Origin of the sequence: Veillonella tobetsuensis (assembly GCF_001078375.1) — a bacterium.
GTDB lineage: Bacteria > Bacillota > Negativicutes > Veillonellales > Veillonellaceae > Veillonella > Veillonella tobetsuensis.
On sequence record NZ_BBXI01000007.1, the window covers coordinates 1 to 20,060 of the forward strand.

Genomic DNA, 20,060 nt, shown 5'->3' on the forward strand with positions numbered 1-20,060 from the left:
CACCTGTTCCCATCTCGAACACAGTAGTTAAGCTCATAAACGCCGAAAGTACTTGGCTGGAGACGGCCTGGGAGGATAGGAAGTCGCTGATTAACGAAAGAAAAAGGTCTACCGAATGGTAGGCCTTTTTCTTTTGTTTATTCGTGGGTTTGTTATACTGCGAGAGCCGTCTCCAGCCAAGGTTGTAGAGGTTTACACTATGTGTAAAGCTTAATTAGACGGATCTGGGAAACCTAGGGCACTAGGGCGTAAAGGAGTGCAGCGACGCATACGTCCATTGCATCAGGTTCTAAGAATGCATAGGAGAGCGGAGCGATAGCTATGCGTGCTGGGATAGGAACTTATTTTTTGTGTGCGACTTCCTATCCGACCAGGGAACGTAGGTATGCTCTTTATTACTCATGATGTGAGTGTTATTTCTCATATTGCTGATGAGGTTATCGTATTGAATAAGGGAAATGCCTCGGTATTCTCGGTGAGTCTGGTAGTGGTAAAAGTACATTGGGCCGTGTTATGTGCTCCTTATTAAAGCCCTTTAAAGGTTCAATGGAGATTGATGGTCTTGATTTATATAATAGTAAAGACGCTTTAGAACCAGGTACTTTGGCCGTAGTATTCCAAGATTACACGACCTCTGTGAATACTCGTTTTACAGTACGCGATATTATCAATGAATCGTTTATTGTATTAAAACGTCGCACTGGTGAGACCATTGATGTTAATGCAGAATGCATTAAGCTACTTGAGCTAGTAGGGCTTAGCGAATATTTCTTGAATACATAATTAATGAATCCCCTTATAGGCTATTTATATAAATTTTGAATGACCTATAAGGGGATTTATATTGAAACAAAAGGTTGAGTATGTTATTCTCAAAGAGTATGAAATATAAATGTTAAATGAAGTAAGAAGGTTCTTAATTATGCTGTTAGTCGTATGTAAACGTATATTATATGTAATTATCGCTTGTATAGCGGTGCTATTTATTACGTTAGGAAGTATGTATTGTTTGTCATCAAATTACAAAATCTATGGTGTTCCTGTTTTAAATTATCACCAAGTAAATGACAAGTATCATTCTGCATTGACACTTGATGTTGCTGAATTTACTAAGCAAATGGAATATTTACATAAAGAAGGATATCATACGATTAGCTTAGATGATTTATATGCGTATATAACTGAAGGAAAAGAATTACCAGAAAAACCAATTGTTATTACCTTTGATGATGGTTATATAGACAATTATGAGGATGTGTTACCAATTTTACAGTCCTACAATATGCAAGCTACTATTTTTATGATTAGTGATGCTATTAATACAGACCGATTTGTATCTGCAAATCAATTACAAGTTATGAACGCCCATGGCTTTACTGTAGAAAGTCATACTAACCATCATCGGATGTTAACTTTTGTAGATCCATCCACCTGGGTAGATGAAATTAAAGGTGGTAAGGATACACTGGAAGGTTTTATGGGAAAACCTATTAAGTATTTGGCTTATCCAGGGGGCTTTAATAATGCTGAAATTCAACGTATAACTAGTGAAAGTGGATTTAAAATGGCTTTCACAGTGACACCGGGAACAGTAAAGCCAAGTGATAATCTCTATGCATTACCAAGATTAGCCATTTTTCAAGGTGATACACCATATTTATCATTTTGGTTACGCCTTCATTGCGCACCATTTATCGCCTATACATGGCAATTGCGCGATACATTACGCGATAATGGATTTACGACATTGGCTAATTTGATGCTATTATTCTAGGAGGATATATGTCTCAAGAAATTATAGAAAGACCACTGAACGTGGCGGTATTAACCGTTTCTGATACACGAACAATGGAAACTGACAAGGGTGGAAATAAGGTTCAAGAATTACTAGAAGCTGCAAATCATAATGTAGTAGTTCGTAAAATTGTAATTGATGATTATGATGAAATTCGTAAGGCTATTATTCCTTGGTGCAATGATGAAGATGTTGACGTAGTCATTTCAACAGGTGGCACAGGAATTGCGATGCGTGATGTAACTATTGAGGCCGTAAATTCTTTATTTGAAAAATCAATACCAGGTTTTGGCGAAATTTTTAGATACCTTTCTTTTACGGAGGATATTGGTACCAAAGCTATTGCATCTCGTGCAGAGGCAGGCGTAAATTCGAATACATTAATTTTTTCTATTCCTGGTTCGGTGGGAGCTGTTACTCTTGGCATGAGTAAATTAATTATTCCAGAAATGCCTCATTTGGTGCGAGAAATCAATAAATAGATAGGCACGCACTGATTTACTATGCTATAATTGTATTATAATTATAGAGGCTAACAGTACTGTATCAGGAGGATCTCCATGGCTTTTAAATTAAAAGGAAAAGAAGAAAAGTTTTTTAGTATTTTAGAAAATCATGCTGAACTTACCTATGAAAGTGCGGAAATGATGGAACGCGTTTTCAAAGGCGAAGTTTCTAAAGAAGAAGCATTCTTGGAAATTGATACAAAGGAAAAAGCTGCGGATGAATTAGTTAATGAAACGGTTGATCGTTTGCGTAAAACATTCATTACACCGATGGACCGTGAAGATATCCAATTGTTGATTGATCAATTAGATACAACACTTGATAATATCAAAGAAATCATGGATAAAATGGTTATGTATCATGTAGGTAAACCTAGTGATGGTGCCATTCGCATGAGTGAAATCGTTGTTAAATGCGTTAAGCATATTAATAAATCTATTGGTTATATGGGTAGCCTTAAAAAGGACCATGTAAAGGTAGAAGGCCGTGTACACCAAGTATTGAAACTTGAGTCTGAAGCGGATAATATTTACCACGAAGAAATGGCTAAACTCTTTACTGAGTGTACAGATCCTATTGAAATTATCAAATGGAAGGAAATCCTTAGCGCCATGGAGGATGTAATCGATGGTTGCGAAGATTTGGTTGGTACATTCCGCCGGGTAGTATTGAAGTATGCTTGAGTCACATTACTTAGTTTGGCTAGTCGTATTTCTAGCCCTAGCATTTGACTACATCAATGGCTTCCACGATACGGCGAACGCCATTGCTACATCTGTTTCGACCCGTGCTATTGAGCCTAAAAAGGCAATTATGATGACTGCGGCACTCAATTTCTTGGGGGCCATGGTTAGTACTGGTGTTGCTAAGACTATCGGTGGTGACATCGTCATGTCTGCATCTCTAATCAATAGTGGTATCATTTCTGCAGCCCTTATAGGTGCTATAACGTGGAACCTTTTAACCTGGTACTGGGGAATTCCTAGTTCCTCATCCCATGCACTTATCGGTGGTATCATCGGTGCCGTAGGTTGGTCTGTAGGCTTTGATGCGTTAAATGAGGCTGGTATCTTAAAAATCTTCTTATCCCTCATTTTATCTCCAATTGTAGCCATGATTGGTGGCTATATTGTGATGAAAGTATTGTTGCTTATCTTTGGTAGATTTTCTCCAATTACATTGAATGATCGATTTAGATCCATGCAAATTGTATCTGCCATCATGATGGCCTTTTCTCATGGTTCTAATGATGCGCAAAAGGCGATGGGGATTATTACCTTAACATTACTTAGCGGTGGATTTATCGATACATTAGATGTACCATTATGGGTTAAACTTTGTTGTGCTACGGCTATGGCCATGGGGACAGCAGTAGGCGGTTGGAAAATCATCTCTACTATGGGGACTAAAATTTTCAAATTGGAAACTATCAATGGTTTCGCTGCTGACTTAAACTCTGCCATCACTATTTTTACAGCTACATTCTTACATTTACCTGTAAGTACTACACACGTTGTAAGTGGTTCCTTGCTAGGCGTTGGTTCCTCTAAACGTTTGAAAGCTGTTAACTGGGGCGTAGCAAGATCTATGGTATTGGCGTGGTTTGTAACAATTCCATTATCTGGTATTGTTGCAGCAATTGCTTATGAAATAGGGCATCTACTTTTTGGATGATTTTATAAACTACATACATAAATGAGAAGGACTATTAGTAATATACTAATGGTCCTTTTTTGTGATAAAATTTACTTTTTACAAAACAATACCATTGCAGTATTGTTTTGTATCGTATATACTAAAAGTGGTAATACGTAGACGTTGTTTTGGAAAAGGAGTGCTTATGAAACTAAATCAAGCCACGGACTATGCGTTTCGCATGATTTTACACATGGCAATGTTACCATCTGGACAGAAGGTGACAGGCGGTGTATTGGCTGAGCAAGAAATGATCCCAGAACGTTTTTTGCTTAAAATAATGCGCAGCCTAATTGCCGCAGGAATCATGAAATCATTCCGCGGGGTGGATGGTGGATTTGCATTAAATCGTGAGCCTAAAGATATTTCCATGCTCGATGTGATTAGAGCCGTTGAGGGGGATACGTATTTACAACGTTGTTTGTATGATGTTGGTTCTTGCTCTAAAGCATGTATGGGCCAGTGTGCAGTTAATGAAGCCATGTCTGTTATTCAAGCTGAACTTGTGAAACAGATGACAAGTGTAACTTTTGATAAATTAGCTGCACGAGAAAAAGAGATTTTAGAGACCATAAATCCTTATGTATCTCATGCGTAATGATGTAAGACATTCATCAAGTGTGTATTTTTGAGTCAATTCTAAGGAGGAAAAGACATGTTTGAAGCACTGGATTTAGCACGATTACAGTTCGCGCTAACATCTATCTATCACTGGCTATTTGTACCGTTTACATTGGGGATGACGGTTATCGTAGCTATTTTAGAATGGACCTATGTAAGCACCGGTAAAGAAGTTTACAAAAAAATGGCAAAATTCTGGGGTAAATTATTCTTAATTAACTTTGCTATGGGTGTAGTAACAGGTATCGTTCAAGAGTTCCATTTTGGTATGAACTGGGCTGAATATTCTCGTTTTATGGGTGATATTTTTGGTGCCCCACTTGCCCTTGAAGCATTAATGGCATTTTTCTTGGAATCTACATTTATGGGCGTTTGGATTTTCGGTTGGGATCGTTTATCCCAAAAAACACATGCACTTGTGGCTACACTTGTTGCATTAGGTACTAATTTATCCGCATTCTGGATTCTTGTAGCAAATTCTTTTATGCAACATCCTGTAGGCTATGTAATCCGTAATGGCCGTGCAGAAATGGATAACTTCTTAGCTATCGTTTCTAATGGTTATGTACCTGGTCAATTTGCTCATATTGTATTAAATGGTTCCATGACAGCAGGTGTCATTATTATGGCTATCAGCGCATGGCACTTGATTCGAAAAAGCAATGTTGATTTCTATAAAACCTCTGTAAAATGGGGGATGGTAATTACATTAATTGCAGGTTCTTTAGGCGCTTTAGCCGGCCATCATCAAGGTCAATATATTACTAAAGAACAACCTATGAAAATGGCTGCTATGGAAGCACTTTGGGAAACTCAAGATCCAGCTCCATTCTCTTTGGTAGCGAATATTGATACAAAAGCACAAAAAAATACAGGTGCTATTGAAATTCCTGGTGGTTTATCCTTCTTAACACAAAATTCCTTTACATCTGGTAAGGTAGAAGGTATTAAAGATTTACAAGCTAAATCCGAAGCTCAATATGGTCCTGGTAATTATATTCCAGATGTACCTAGTATTTTCTGGACATTCCGCATCATGGTAGCAACTGGTTCTATTATGTTGTTAGTAGCATTCCTTGGCTTAGTGTTAAACGCTAAAGACAAACTTGTAGAAAATAAAACATTCTTAAAGGTTATTTTCTGGATGTTACCATTGCCTTATATCGCACAATCCACAGGTTGGTTTGTAGCTGAAGCCGGTCGTCAACCATGGCTTGTATATGGTTTACAATTGACTGCTTCTGGTGCTTCTAAATCTGTTACAGCACCTGAAATTTTGACCACTATCATTGGTTTCACAGTTATTTATATCTTAGCAGCGATTGCAGCGATTTATTTAGCTGTAGAACACATCAAAAAAGGTCCTGATGGTCAAACAATTTATCATGTAGAAGAAAAAGAGGAGGCAAGATTATGGAACTAATTATGAATAACCTTAATGTGATCTGGTTCATCTTGCTTTGTGTATTGTTCGCAGGTTTCTTCTTATTAGAAGGCTTTGACTATGGTACGGGTATTCTTCTACCAGTCATTGGTAAAACTGACGTTGAACGTCGTCAAATGATTAATGCATTAGGTCCTATTTGGGATGGTAATGAAGTATGGATGATTACTGCTGGTGGTGCATTATTTGCATCCTTCCCACATGTATATGCTACATTATTTAGTGGTTTCTACATGGCATTGTTCTTGATGCTTGCTGTACTTATTATGCGTGGCGTTGCCTTTGAATTCCGTTCTAAGAGCCCAAATCGCACATGGCGTAAAGTATTTGATTACTGTATTTTCATCGGTTCCATCGTACCTGCATTATTGTGGGGCGTAACAGTAGGTAACTTGATTCAAGGTACTCCTATTGATGAAACAATGACTTATGTTGGTACATTCTGGGATTTGCTTAGCCCTTACACTGTATTATGTGGTGTAGCCTTCATTTTGGTATTTACATACCATGGTGGCTTGTTTACATCCTTGAAAACAGCTGGCCCTGTATCTGAACGTGCTCGTGCAGCAGCTCTTGTGACTGGTGTACCTACAGCAATTGGTGTGATTGCATTGATTATTGCATCTTATGTATGCACGGATTTGTACAATTCTACTTTAGCCATTGTTTTCTGTGCACTTGCTGTTGTATGCTTCCTAATTTCTTGGGGCGCAACACGTACTCGTAATACAAAATGGGGTTTCCTATTTAGCTCCCTTTCCATTATCTTGATTACTGCAACATACTTCGCAGGCCTATTCCCACGTATCATGGTTTCTTCCTTGAATCCAGCTTGGAGCTTGACGATTACAAATACGTCTTCCTCTGAATATACATTAGCTTTGATGACTGCTGTTGCAGCTGTATTCGTGCCAATCGTTTTGGCATACCAAATCTGGGTATATTGGATTTTCCGTCACCGTGTAACGGAAAAAGACTTACATTATTAATACGAATGCTTTTACAATTAGTGAAAGTATGACTCCTTTTATGAGGCGTGCTATAGCGGCACGCCTCATTTTTATGGTAAGATGAATGTAATATTGATAAAATTAGATTTAAAGGGGATAGACATGATACAAAAAACGGCACTTCGGGTCATTAAGGGAAAAAAGAGTGTATTGTTGGCACTTATTATCACTAGTATCTTACAAAGTCTCACCATAGTAGGACAAGCTTGGTTTTTTGCTATATTGATTAATAATTTTATATTTCTTGATCACTCGTTGGTGGATGAAACATATACCGTTATATGGCTTTCAATAATGATCGTATTACGATTAGTTTTTTCATATTTACAGGAGCATTTATCTTCTAGTTTAGGACATACTGTAAAATCTATTTTGAGAAAAGAGGTGCTTAATCGTCTTTTTAAGCTAGGTACGCAGCGTAGTGAATCACAAGGGGATATGATTCACCTCATTACTGATGGTTTAGAGCAAATAGATGCATATGTATCTAACTATATTCCACAAATGTTATATGCAATTATTACGCCTCTCGTTATGGGGATTGCTATTATCGATACAATGCCTATTATTGGGGCTATCCTTGTTGGTACAGTACCATTAATTCCGCTGTTTATGATTCTTATTGGTAAACAAGCGGAGAAGATGAATCAAGAACAATGGGAACGGATGAGTTTATTATCAGGTCATTTTTTAGATGTGTTGAAAGGGATTACTACATTAAAAGTATTTGGTCGTGCCAAGGATCAAATACAGGTCATTAGTCGCTTATCCAATGAATTTAAAGACTCTACATTACGTGTATTACGGGTAGCGTTTTTATCTGCTCTTGTATTGGAATTAGTAAGTACCATCAGTACGGCAATTATTGCTGTTTCACTTGGTTTAACATTATTAGAAGGGGGCTTAAATTTCTTTTCGGCCTTTTTCATTTTACTATTAGCACCTGAGTTTTATACTCCTTTTAGACAACTGGGCGCAGCCTTTCATACAGGAATGTCAGGTAAAACAGCACTTGCTAAATTTGACGCTTTTATGAATTTACCTCTTACCTTACCAAAAGGGGGGGCTCAAGTTGTAAATGAAAATATTCATACCATTTCTGTACAGAATCTTACTTATACTTATAAGGGAACGAATAATGGGGTTAGACATATCGACTTAGAGGTACATCGAAATAAACCTATTATGCTTGTTGGTGAAAGTGGTGCTGGGAAATCAACTATTGCACATATTATAGGCGCCTTTTTAGAAGCGCCACCTCATAGTGTATATATTAATGACACGGATCTTTCCACATGTTCCATGGATTGGTGGCGTGCACAGGTTACTTATGTTTCTCAAAAGCCACATGTTATGAATGGTACATTGCGAGATAATATTGCTTTTGGGCAAGCCGTAAGTGATGAGGATATTCTAGCGGCCTCCCATCTAGCTGAATTACAAGATGTAATTCATGAAAAAGGTTTAGATTTTGTCATTGGTGAAGGCGGTATAGGTCTTAGTGGGGGCGAGCTACAACGGATTGCATTGGCACGTGCTTTTTTACATGGTGGTCAAGTTCTCATATTAGACGAAGTGACATCTCATTTAGATGTAAAAACGGAGTCTCAAATTAGTCGCGCTTTGCAACGATTGATGAAGGATAAAATCGTTATTCTTGTAGGTCATCGCATTCAAACGATGCAATGGGCTTCTAAACTATATGTATTGCGATTAGGAAAGATTATTGAGCATGGAACCTATGAAGAATTACTAGCTTACAATGGATATTTCAAAGCACTTGTAGAGGCTGGTACAGGGGCCTTCGTAATGGATGCGAATGAGGGCCTAGCTGATACTTTGAAACGCTCTGAAACTGTTGAGCCAGAACGTATTAGTATAAAACATCTACCAGAACTGAATGGTGTTAATCAGCCTACTAATAATGATATAGAAGCTTGGAAATTATTGTTCTCCGTGTTAAAGCCTGCAAGATGGTCTTTAGTACTTGCGCTGATATTCACTTTTTTAACTGTATTTATGAATGTTGGATTATTAAGTGTATCTTCGTGGCTTCTTGCATCTGCTGCATTACAACCTGGGATTACATATTTGAGCCTTGCTATCGTAGGGGTTCGCTTTTTTGGAGTTAGCAGAGCCGTATGTCGTTATTTTGAGCGATACACATCTCATAGAATGGCTTTTCAAGGATTGTATGGATTGCGTGTATGGTTTTACAAATATTTAGAACCATTAGCACCTGCTATCTTTCACCGTTGGGGGGCTGGTGATATGCTAGGCCGTATAATGGCGGATATTGAAGTACTGCAGTTTTTTTATTTGCGCACATTAATCCCTCCCGTGGCAGCGATTCTTTTGACCATATTGGTATCCTATGGTGTTAGTCTTGTAGATGCTAGGGTATCTGTCCTCGTATGGACCGCTGCATTGGTGACCGGTCTTGTTATACCGTATGCAGTTTATCGGTATCATCGCTTATCATTAGACTCTATTAGTCAGGTTCAAGGGCGCTTTAAAGCAACTTTAAGTGATGCCTTAGAAAGCATGGAGGATATCATCAGCTATCGTAATGAATCTCTCATTATGAATCGAATGCGTGCGGCTATTGATGATGTAGAATATCATAAGCATCGTATTTCAAAGGGCATGAATCTAGGGACTACCATATTTCTTGGAATTGTACAAATAGTAGTTATTATGGCTGCTATATTGGCTAGTGAGGTCCTATCGGGACCGTGGGCGAGTGTTATGGTTGTAGTATGTGCAATAGGCATACAGGCTTGGTTTGAAGCGTTACAGCCTATGATTGTATCCTTTCATCATGGTTATGAAAGTTTAGTAGCTGTGCGACGCCTTTTACAGATTAAGAATACTCCAATACCTGTAAGAGATGAAGGTCATATTGCGGTTGACTCTATGAAAGATGTTGCTTTTATGAATGTTAACTTTAGTTATGATGGTATTTTGCCTATCTATAAGGACCTAACATTGAGTATAGAAAAAGGTCAAACCATAGCTATTGTTGGTGCTAGTGGTTCAGGTAAAACAACACTATTTTCTCTATTGGAGCGATTATATGATTATAATGGGCGCATTACTATCGGTGAGGATGAATTAAAGCATGTATCCGTTGATTCTTGGCGTAATAGAATGGGTTCTATTACACAAGATACCTATATTTTTCATGCTACATTAGAGGATAATATTCGCCTTGCCAATCCCAAAGCTAATTTGGAAGAGGTTCGGACTGTTGTAGAACGTGCGGCATTGGAGGACGTAGTTAATCGTTTGCCTAATGGCTTAAAAACCGTTGTTGGTAGCGGTGGTATTGGTCTTAGTGGTGGCGAGCGTCAGCGTGTTGCGTTAGCTCGATTATTTTTGAGAAATCCTGAGTTTGTACTCCTCGATGAACCATTGGAAGGATTGGATCAAGTAACGAAACGAAAGTTACATAATGATATTATTACATTCACAAAAGAAAAGACCGTTTTATATATTACCCATCAGTTGGAAGGGTTAGAAGTGATGGACCGCATTATATTTATGGAAAAAGGCCAAATTGTAGAGGATGGTACCTTTGCTGAATTAATTGCATTGAAAGGGCATTTCTACGAATATTGTAGACTGACTATGGCAAGTGTTTAAGTGTTGTTTGAAGAGAATATGATTTGTATCTATGTATCAATCTCGATAAAATGTGTATTATATGATATAATTATACTGTTTAAGGGATATAATTAATGTGTAGTGTGCATAAATTGGAGCGACTATGACAAAAATCTTCACCAAGTTACGAGCTTTGGTGGATGACGCATTAAATGAACGTTCGCCTATTATTGAACAGGATACAACGCTTATAACTGCACCTGTGGAGCGAGAATTATTTGATCATCGTATTCTTTATATTGAAGAAGATATGGTTAATCGAATGCTCCGTGCTGCGCTTCGAAATCACTGGTTATTATATTCTGTAACCTTTGAATTTGAACCTAATAATCAAGTGTTCCTCTCCATTATTACAAAATGGGGGAATGTGATTAATGTGGAATTTACCATTGAAGATGTGTGGTTTGATGACTATTCATCTTCCTTTGCTATACGGTTAGATACCGCTAATATAGATACAGGTGGGTTTATTTTGAACTCGATTCTCCACCTTTTAGGCAATTGGTGCCTCAGTTTATTTGGCATCTTCTTTAATCCTATTGCTATGGGCAATCAGGGATCAACCGTACGGTTTGAAAAAAAAGGAATTATTCAATTTGATTTAGTTCCTACTTCTAGAATTAAGAAATTTATTCCATTACCTGAACGTCATGTAGGGAGTGGAGGCCCTATTCTATTAGGGAATCCTAAAACAGGTCAATCTGTATTGCAATTAGACTATTATGCATTTCATGACCCGGTAGATACGTTTACTGTTCCTGATGTGCCTACCCGTACAAGTTGGGTTAGATCTATTGATATTGCAGCGGTACTATTGCTGCCAATTGGCGTATGGATTACATTTCTTATTCTCCATCACTATTTGCCTACAGAAACCTTAGAGTTTTCATTTTCTACGTATTTCTTAATCTCTTTAGGGATTTTTATCATATCCTTCTTGGTGATGAATATTCCGAGATATGTGTATATGTATGTGGATTCTCGAAAACAATGGCAAAGTGCATTTGTACATAATAATATTAAAATTCAGTTGCGTAAGTTGCATCGTAGGATTTTTATGCAGCAAGCTTCTTTGACAACAGATTGTGATGAATGTGTGGCGTCTCAAAGTCAGGAACGAATTAAGCAATTATTATTACAAATACGGGATAAACGTTTTCTTGCTAATCGTTTGAAAATTGCTGATGATGATCGTGCTAGAAAGCAAAAGGTTAAGTTTATTATTGCCTATATCGGTTGTACATTAATTGAATTAATGTTGTTGATGAACTAACAATATAATGCAAAACGAAAAGGCTGAGCCCAGAGGCTCAGCCTTTTGTGTTATCGTTTTTTACGTCGTTTACGAACCTTTTTTCTCACCTCTTGTTCAGCGGGAGTTGGTGGTTGCGGTTCAAAGTGCTCTTGCGAATGTAATGGTTCTTGATGCATGAATGGAGGGTATCCGTATTTATTCGGTTCCGGTTGACCTGGTAAAACCCAGAATAGGAATCCAATAATCCATACAAATAGGTCTAATAAATAGTTTAATGGCGTTACGGCTATATAGGTATTGATGAAAATGATAATGGAAGCCCATAAGATACCTGCCCAGCCATTAAAGCCAATATCGTGGATACGTCTTGCGAATAGGACACAACCAAGTGGAAAGAGCAGTGCTTGAAGTAATCCTATCAAGATACGTGTAGCCCAATATGCTGGGAGTGTAACGATATAGTCAAATAAACGGGCTTCGATGACGTCTACGGCATAGAAAAGTCCCATTAATCCCATAAAGAGTATAAAAAATTGTAGTCTATTAAATCGCCCATATAGATTAAATATAGTATAGCCCATGCGTCTTCCCTGATAAGCTATGCCAAAACCTACTAAGCAAATTAGTACAGTTCGTAGAACTGGATATAATAAATCCATGAAATCCCCTTTTTAAAAATAAACATATAGCATATTTTCTATGTGTTTTAGTATATCATGAACGGCCTATTTGGACAATTTAGTTAATTCTGGTAATACTAGTTCAAAAGCTATGCCATGCTTCATAGATTTTACAGTATCCACCGTAGCTTGAATTGATTTTGTTGTAAAGTTCATAGCTAATTGAGCTGCTTCGTGTACAGAATAGCCACGCATAATGGCTCCAGATAGGACAGATGTAAAAATATCACCAGTTCCTGTTGCTTTTACAGGGATAAGGGGAATAGAGTAGGTTGATACTTTATCAATGGTTCCCTCGTAGACTGCAATGGTAGCATGTGTTTCAGAGGGAACGCTGGTCATGATGACCAGTTCTGGCCCTAATTGATGAAGTTTTCTACACATATCCTGTAATTCATCATTTGAAATAGGATTTGTAGAATATGGTTTATCTAATAAAAAGCAGGCTTCGGTATAATTTGGTTTAACGATATAGGCTCTGGAAATAAGATGGCGCATGGCTTTTACCATTTCTGGTGTGTAAATGGAGTAGAGCCGCCCATCATCTGCCATAGCAGGATCGACAATTACCATTTTATCTTTGCCAAATCGATTAATTGCTTCCTCTACGAGGTGGATTTGTTCAGGTGAGGCTAAAAAACCACTGACAATAGCGTTAAAATCGATGTTATTTTTTTCCCAACAATCCATAAAGGCCGTTAGATGATCTGATAAATCGACAATTTCAAAATATGGATATTCTAAATGATTACTCAATACGGCTGTTGCCAAAGGTACAGCTTGGCATTGAAGTGCGCTGATGATAGGTAACATTACTGTTAAAGAGCAACGGCCAATGGAGCTCATATCTTGTATTGTTAATATTCTTGGTATTGTTGTCATAGAAACCTCCCAATATAGTATGCTTGTATTGTACTGTATTCCTTAAAACCTGTAAATCAAGAGGAATTATAGAAAGCACTATTTTTACATGATATAATGTGAAGAATAGATGAGTATCAAATAGATGAAATGTAAAAGAAATAAATAAAAAATAAAATTTTTATTACAATAATTGTGATTCACCTTTAAATTTTGATACAAAATATAGTATAATAAAATAGAAATTTTATTGTATGGAGGAGATTAGAATGGCGAGGTATGTTTTACGGCGCATAGGTAGCGCTCTCGTAATACTATGGGTAATTATCAGTATTACCTTCGTTTTAATGCATGCTATACCTGGTGGACCTTTCACAAGTGAGAAAAAATTACCACCTCAAGTAAAAGCAAGTATAGAGGCAAAGTATCATTTGGACGATCCATTATGGAAACAATATACTGATTATATTGGCAGTATTGTTACTGGTGATTTAGGTCCATCTTATAAGTATGAAGGTCGTTCTGTTAATGACATCATTGGTGAAGCATTCCCTATTTCCGCTCAATTAGGTTTACTTGCACTGTGTGTAGCTGTTGTTGGTGGCATTGCGGCAGGTGCTATTAGTGCTATGAGGCCTAATGGAATGATTGATTATGCGATTACATTTATTTCCACATTAGGCATTTCTGTACCAACATTTATCATAGGTGCAGTTTTGGTGTATGTAGTGGGCTTTGAAATGGGTTTATTACCCGTGGCGTTATGGCGTGGACCATCGTACATGATTTTACCAGTACTTACATTAGCGGCTCAGCCTATGGCTTTTATTGCACGATTAACACGTAGTGGGCTGCTTGATGTATATCAACAGGAATATATACGTACCGCTCGTGCTAAAGGGCTTGGTTCATGGACTATTTTATTTAGCCATGCTTTGGGAAATGCTATTTTACCTGTCATCACCTATATTGGACCATTGGCAGCAGGCCTTTTAACAGGCAGTTTCATTGTTGAAACCATTTTTGCCATTCCTGGCTTAGGTCAATATTTTGTAACATCTATTTATAATCGTGATTACACTGTTATTCTTGGTGTTACCGTATTTTATAGTACATTAATAGTAGTATTAAATATTATAGTTGATATGATTTATCCGATTATCGATCCTCGGGTAACAACAGAGAAGGAGCGTGCGTAATGGATAGAGAAGATTTTTTACCTATTGAACGCGATACGCATATTCGAGAATCGTCCTTTATTGTGAGACCTAATTGGTGGCAACGATTTAAGGTAAACCGCTTAGCTGTAATTGGTGCAGGGATTATTGCTGTTATGATCGTACTGGCTATTTTGGGACCTATAATCTCACCATATACTTACGCAGATCAATCTTTGATTGATGCTAATCAAAGTCCGAGTTTATCACATTGGTTTGGTACCGATACGTTGGGACGTGACATATATACTCGCGTTATGTATGGTGCGCGTATTTCTTTAACAATTGGCATTGTAGCAGCACTATTAAACCTGGTGATTGGTGTTGTTTATGGCGGTATTGCAGGGTATTTTGGCGGCAAAGTCGATCGTATTATGATGGCTATTGTAGATGTATTATATGGCATTCCATTGTTGCTCTACGTTATTTTGTTAATGGTTGTCATTGGGCCTGGCTTAACGTCGATTTTTATTGCATTAGGTATTGCATACTGGCTTAATATGGCTCGTATTGTGCGCAGTCAAATTGTGAAAGTTCGAGAAGAAGAATATATTATTGCCGCAGAGACCATGGGGATTCCTAAATGGCGTATTTTGTGGCGCCACATTTTGCCAAACTGTGTGGGACCTATTATTATTACACTAACATTGGCCATTCCCGATGCTATTTTTACAGAAGCTTTTTTGAGTTTCATTGGCCTTGGCGTAAATGCACCGATGGCTAGTTGGGGCGTTTTGGCATCTGATGGAATTAGCAGTATGAGATCATATCCATTCCAATTGATTTTCCCAGCATTGGCAATTAGCATTACTATGCTTGGATTCGTATTCTTAGGGGATGGTTTGCGCAATGTATTTGATCCAAAGGAAGGGGATAGATGATGAACGATATACTAGTAGATGTGCGTAATCTATCCATTACTATTGATACATTTAGAGGACCTTTGCGGGTGATTCGCAATCAAGATATTATGCTTAGAAAAAGTGAAATTCTAGGTGTTGTAGGTGAATCTGGATGCGGTAAATCGGTTATGGTTAATTCTTTGATGGGATTATTACCGGAAGGTCAAACTAAAATAAAATCAGAAAAATTTGAAATTGATGGTGAAAATTGTCAAGAATATGTGGAAGAAGATTGGAATGAATTGCGTGGTACAACTGTAGCCATGGTGTTTCAGGATCCTATGACCGCATTAAATCCAATTTTAACAATTGGGGAACAAATTTATGAAGTCATTCATCGTAGCAATGCTTATGGTGATGATTATGATGAAAAAGCTATAGCCTTAGACTTATTGAAAAAAATGGGCTTATCAACACCTGAAAAACGATTGACCCAATATCCCCATGAGTTGAGCGGTGGTATGCGTCAGCGTGTATGCATTGCTATGGCTGTAGCAGGACGCCCTAAAATCTTGATTTGTGATGAGCCAACAACTGCATTGGATACAACCACAGAAGCGCAAATTTTACGCCTTATGCAGACCTTAGCTGTAGAAGCTGGTATAGGTATTATATTTATTTCTCATAACTTACGTGTTATAGCACAATTATGTGACCGTGTTATGGTTATGTATGCGGGGAAATGTGTAGAGTCCGCAACTGTTGAGGATTTATTTAATGATCCACGCCATCCTTATACAATTGGTTTGCTGATGTCCTTGCCTCAAGGTAAATGGCATGGTGAATTGACGGCTATTGATGGACAACCGCCTGATTTATATGATCTTCCGCGGGGGTGTGCATTTAATCCGCGTTGCAAATGGGCAATGCGCATATGTGGAAAGCGTATACCTATGGTATCAAATATCGGTAATAATCATGAGTATACATGTTGGTTAGCGAAGTTGGAGGGACTTTAATGGGATATATTTGGGAAACAGACAATCTCGTTAAAAATTTTACCCTTTCTGGCGGATTGTTTAGACCGAAACAAACGGTACATGCATTACAAGGTGTCAGCCTTTATCAGGCTGAGGGGGAAACCTTGGGGATTGTTGGCGAGTCAGGATGTGGTAAATCTACATTTGGATATACTTTGATGGGTATTCATCAAGCCACATCGGGTTCTATTTACATGAATGGTCGTCAAGTTGATCCTTATGTACAACGAGATACAACGAGAGATATGATGCAAATGGTATTTCAAAATCCTTATGCATCTCTTAATCCGAGACTAAAAATTAACACAATCTTAGAAGAACCATTAGAGTTAAATCCTAATTATACACCTCGTGATCGTGTCATTCGCGTTAAAGAGGTGTTGGAACAGGTTGGCTTGGATATGGCCTTTGGCGAACGTTATGCTCATGAACTTTCCGGTGGGCAGCGTCAAAGAATTGGCATTGCACGAGCTCTTATTATGCAACCGAAATGCATTATTCTAGATGAGCCAATTTCTGCATTAGATGTGTCCATTCAGGTGCAAATTATGACCTTATTGGAGCGTTTACAAGCATTATATGGTATTTCATACCTCTTTATCTCTCATGATCTACCAATGGTACGTTATATTAGTCATCGCATGGTGGTTATGTACTTAGGGGCTGTCATGGAAGAGGGGCCTGCTCTTGATATTTATGAGTTCCCACAACATCCATATTCTAAAGCGCTTACGACGATGGTGGGACAAGTTGTACCACGAGCTCCAATCGGGGCGCCATTGCGTGGTGAACCGGCAAGCCCATTGCATCCACCTAAGGGGTGCTTATTTAGTGACCGTTGTCCAGAGGTTGATCGTAGATGTCTTGAAGAACGACCACCACTTCGTGAATGGGCAGATCGAAGAATTGCATGTTGGCATATATAATGGGGTAAATGATGGAAAAGTTAATCGTCGGGAAATCCTTAGAAACACAATTATCGGCTTTGTTAGCAACGTTACCTTCTGATGCTATAGTATCGTATATGGTGACGCGTCTTAATGAGGGGGAAGAAGCCACAATAGTTGCTTCCTCTAAGGAAACACAAATCCATACTGGTGCAAGTATGGTAAAAACATTGATTTTAGAATATGTATTTCATTTAGCGACCCAAGAGCAGTTAGATATTAATGATACAATTGCATTGAGCCGTAGCCCTCGTGTTGAAGGTGCGGGTGCTTTGATGGAATTGGTAGGTAATCACAGCTTTAGTTATTTAGAACTTTGCCGACTAATGATGGTACTCAGTGATAATTGGGCCACTAATTTATTAATTCAGGCATTAGGTATGGAATATATTAATGCTCGTGCAGAGCAAATAGGATTAGAGCATTTTGAAATCAATCGTATGATGATGGACTTTAAGGCTGTAGAAGAAAATCGGGAAAACTATATTACCGCTTTAGATATGGCTAAATTATTACACCATATATATGAATTGCGTCAGAACATATATGGTCATGAGATGTGGAATATTTTAGGTCGTCAGCAATATAGAGATATTCTGCCATTTCATTGGGGCGAAGATGTGGTATTCCATCATAAAACGGGATCACTAGATTGTGTTGAGCATGATGCGGGTATTATAGAAACGATGAATGGGGACTTTTGTTTTGTATTGTTGATGAGTCGTTTACGCAATGATGTAGCAAAACAATTAGGAGCTCAAATGGGGCTCATTATGAAAGAATTTGTAGAGGATGCATTACCATGATGGATAAACGTACTTTGCTTAAGCTCGTGGTATTAGCCTTTGGAGCAAGTATACTATTACTTGTCTTTGGGTATACAAGTGGGCCTAAGATTGTTGATGAGCATACCATACGATATGTATTGGAGCAAGAACCATCAACATTAGATCCGGCTAAGTCTAGTACCTCGCCAGAGGCAACCGTTCAGTTACAGTTGTTCGATGGTTTAGTTCGTTTAGATGATAAAGGCGAACCAGAGGCTGCACTAGCTAAGAGTTGGACCGTGTCAGATGATGGCACACGATATACATTCCATTTACGACCTAATTTGAAATGGTCGAATGGAGAGCCTTTAACAGCACATGACTTTGAATATGCTTGGAAAAGAACGTTGGATCCAAGCACCGGTGCTGATAGTGCATATATGTTATATGTGCTTAAAAATGGGGAAGCTTTCAATAATGAAAAAGCAGATAGAGATGATGTTGGTGTAGAGGCAATCGATGATGATACACTGGTGGTTACCTTAGAACAACCAACTGCATATTTCTTAAAATTGTTAGCATCTCATGGGTATTACCCTGTTAATAAAAAGGTTGTAGAGGCAAATGAAAATTGGGCTAATGATGCAGAAACACTAGTTTCTAATGGTCCATTTAAGCTATTGGGCTGGCAACATAATGGGGAAATGAATTTTGTAAAAAATGAACACTATTGGGATGCTGATGAAGTTGTAACAAAAACGATGAATTGGCCGATTAGTGAATCTCAAAGTACACGCCTCACCCTTGTCGAAGGTGGCGAAGCGGACATGATGGTAGAACCTCCTGTAGCAGATCAACAACGGTTAGAAGAAGCTGGTTTATTGCACATAGGCCCTATGCTTGGTAACTATTATTACCTATTTAATGTGAAAGCAGAACCTTTTACCAATCCTGATGTACGTAAAGCCTTTTCCATGGTTATTAATCGTAAGGAAATTGTAAAGAACATCGTAAAAGGTGGTAAGGAAGAAGCTTATGCCTTTGTTCCATATGGCATGCTTGAAAGCAATGGTACAGAGGATTTCCGTGAAACCGGTAGTTATCTTGTATATGAAGATGTAGAGCAAGCTAAGGAATTGATAAAAGAGGCTGGCTATGATGAAAATCACCCATTACCACCAATTACGATTTTGTATAATACTAGCGAAATGCATAAAGCAATTGCAGAAGCTATTCAAGCAACTTGGCACAAAGCATTTGACGCTGATGTGCGCTTGCAAAATCAAGAGACAAAGGTATTCCTTGCTAATCGTGAGGCTGGTAAATACCAAGTGGCTCGTGCATCTTGGGTTGCAGATTATGGTGATCCACAAAACTTCTTGGAAGTGTTCTCCGCAGAGGATAATGACAGTCAGTACCATAATGAAGATTATAACGAGTTAATTGCTCAAATTCGTAGCACTCCAGATGGTGCAAGACGGGATGCGTTGATGCATAAGGCGGAACAAATGATTTTTGATGAGTCCTTAGTTATGCCGTTGTATTTTACAACGCAACCATATGTTTCTAATGGAACGATTCAAAATTATTTCTGGACTGTACTTGGTCAAGTAGACTTTAAAAAAGCATATAAATAAGATACACTAAAGACGTACAAATAGTACGTCTTTTTTGTATGCTTATATTCACTTAGGTGAATAGTGATATATTTTG

17 protein-coding genes, 1 rRNA gene and 1 pseudogene are annotated in these 20,060 nt (G+C 38.1%); 17 read left to right on the forward strand and 2 right to left on the reverse strand.

The features are described 5' to 3' along the window. The 11 genes and pseudogenes from rrf to VEI_RS02165 all read left to right on the forward strand — a co-directional run. Nucleotides 1-92: ribosomal RNA gene (gene rrf / locus VEI_RS02115) — 5S ribosomal RNA — on the forward strand; the annotation flags it as partial. 373 nt (nt 93-465) lie between these two features. Further along, nucleotides 466-783: pseudogene (locus VEI_RS02120) on the forward strand (ATP-binding cassette domain-containing protein); the annotation flags it as partial. A 139-nt stretch (nt 784-922) separates the two neighbouring features. Next, nucleotides 923-1,774 carry a polysaccharide deacetylase family protein gene (locus tag VEI_RS02125; protein WP_059361647.1) on the forward strand — a complete coding sequence of 284 codons (852 nt, stop codon included), beginning with the start codon at nt 923-925 and terminating at the stop codon, nt 1,772-1,774. A gap of 8 nt (nt 1,775-1,782) precedes the next feature. Next, entirely contained in the window at nt 1,783-2,277 is a 495-nt protein-coding gene (locus tag VEI_RS02130) for a MogA/MoaB family molybdenum cofactor biosynthesis protein (RefSeq protein WP_059361648.1), read from the forward strand. Nucleotides 2,278-2,355: 78 nt separating this feature from the next. Next, a complete protein-coding gene (locus VEI_RS02135; RefSeq protein ID WP_059361649.1) occupies nt 2,356-2,985 on the forward strand; it encodes a DUF47 domain-containing protein in 630 nt (209 codons plus the stop codon). Then, complete coding sequence (locus VEI_RS02140) at nt 2,978-3,976, forward strand: inorganic phosphate transporter (RefSeq protein ID WP_059361650.1); 999 nt, start codon at nt 2,978-2,980, stop codon at nt 3,974-3,976. Before VEI_RS02135 ends, VEI_RS02140 begins: the two co-directional genes overlap by 8 nt. A gap of 166 nt (nt 3,977-4,142) precedes the next feature. After that, complete coding sequence (locus VEI_RS02145) at nt 4,143-4,595, forward strand: RrF2 family transcriptional regulator (protein ID WP_059361651.1); 453 nt, start codon at nt 4,143-4,145, stop codon at nt 4,593-4,595. A gap of 57 nt (nt 4,596-4,652) precedes the next feature. After that, nucleotides 4,653-6,041 carry a cytochrome ubiquinol oxidase subunit I gene (locus VEI_RS02150; RefSeq protein ID WP_059361652.1) on the forward strand — a complete coding sequence of 463 codons (1,389 nt, stop codon included), beginning with the start codon at nt 4,653-4,655 and terminating at the stop codon, nt 6,039-6,041. Beyond that, entirely contained in the window at nt 6,032-7,051 is a 1,020-nt protein-coding gene (cydB, locus tag VEI_RS02155) for a cytochrome d ubiquinol oxidase subunit II (RefSeq protein WP_059361653.1), read from the forward strand. The genes VEI_RS02150 and cydB overlap by 10 nt, the downstream gene beginning before the upstream one ends. A 123-nt stretch (nt 7,052-7,174) precedes the next feature. Beyond that, on the forward strand, nt 7,175-10,717 hold the full coding sequence (gene cydD / locus VEI_RS02160; RefSeq protein WP_059361654.1) for a thiol reductant ABC exporter subunit CydD: 3,543 nt from the start codon (nt 7,175-7,177) through the stop codon (nt 10,715-10,717). A gap of 124 nt (nt 10,718-10,841) precedes the next feature. Further along, nucleotides 10,842-12,011, forward strand: a complete 1,170-nt coding sequence (locus VEI_RS02165; protein WP_059361655.1) for a hypothetical protein — start codon at nt 10,842-10,844, stop codon at nt 12,009-12,011. Between the two features lie 50 nt (nt 12,012-12,061). Here VEI_RS02165 and VEI_RS02170 read toward each other — a convergent pair whose 3' ends face one another. Both VEI_RS02170 and VEI_RS02175 read right to left on the reverse strand, forming a co-directional pair. After that, entirely contained in the window at nt 12,062-12,652 is a 591-nt protein-coding gene (locus VEI_RS02170) for a DUF805 domain-containing protein (RefSeq protein WP_059361656.1), read from the reverse strand. Nucleotides 12,653-12,718: 66 nt separating this feature from the next. Next, entirely contained in the window at nt 12,719-13,555 is an 837-nt protein-coding gene (locus tag VEI_RS02175; protein ID WP_059361657.1) for a pyridoxamine kinase, read from the reverse strand. A gap of 248 nt (nt 13,556-13,803) precedes the next feature. Between VEI_RS02175 and VEI_RS02180 the strand changes: the two genes are divergently transcribed. From VEI_RS02180 to VEI_RS02205, 6 genes are read left to right on the forward strand one after another with little or no spacing between them, the layout of a single operon-like run. Next, entirely contained in the window at nt 13,804-14,733 is a 930-nt protein-coding gene (locus VEI_RS02180; RefSeq protein ID WP_059361658.1) for an ABC transporter permease, read from the forward strand. Continuing rightward, nucleotides 14,733-15,632: an ABC transporter permease gene (locus VEI_RS02185; RefSeq protein ID WP_059361659.1), complete on the forward strand. Its 900-nt coding sequence runs from the start codon at nt 14,733-14,735 to the stop codon at nt 15,630-15,632. Before VEI_RS02180 ends, VEI_RS02185 begins: the two co-directional genes overlap by 1 nt. Then, the gene (locus VEI_RS02190) at nt 15,629-16,612 is read left to right on the forward strand and encodes an ABC transporter ATP-binding protein (RefSeq protein ID WP_082161449.1); all 984 of its coding nucleotides are present in this window, start codon (nt 15,629-15,631) and stop codon (nt 16,610-16,612) included. The genes VEI_RS02185 and VEI_RS02190 overlap by 4 nt, the downstream gene beginning before the upstream one ends. Beyond that, entirely contained in the window at nt 16,612-17,559 is a 948-nt protein-coding gene (locus VEI_RS02195) for an ABC transporter ATP-binding protein (protein ID WP_059361660.1), read from the forward strand. The genes VEI_RS02190 and VEI_RS02195 overlap by 1 nt, the downstream gene beginning before the upstream one ends. 11 nt (nt 17,560-17,570) lie before the next feature. After that, entirely contained in the window at nt 17,571-18,386 is an 816-nt protein-coding gene (locus VEI_RS02200) for a serine hydrolase (protein ID WP_059361661.1), read from the forward strand. Next, nucleotides 18,383-19,984, forward strand: a complete 1,602-nt coding sequence (locus tag VEI_RS02205) for a peptide ABC transporter substrate-binding protein (RefSeq protein ID WP_059361662.1) — start codon at nt 18,383-18,385, stop codon at nt 19,982-19,984. The genes VEI_RS02200 and VEI_RS02205 overlap by 4 nt, the downstream gene beginning before the upstream one ends. The last annotated feature ends 76 nt before the right edge of the window (nt 19,985-20,060 follow it).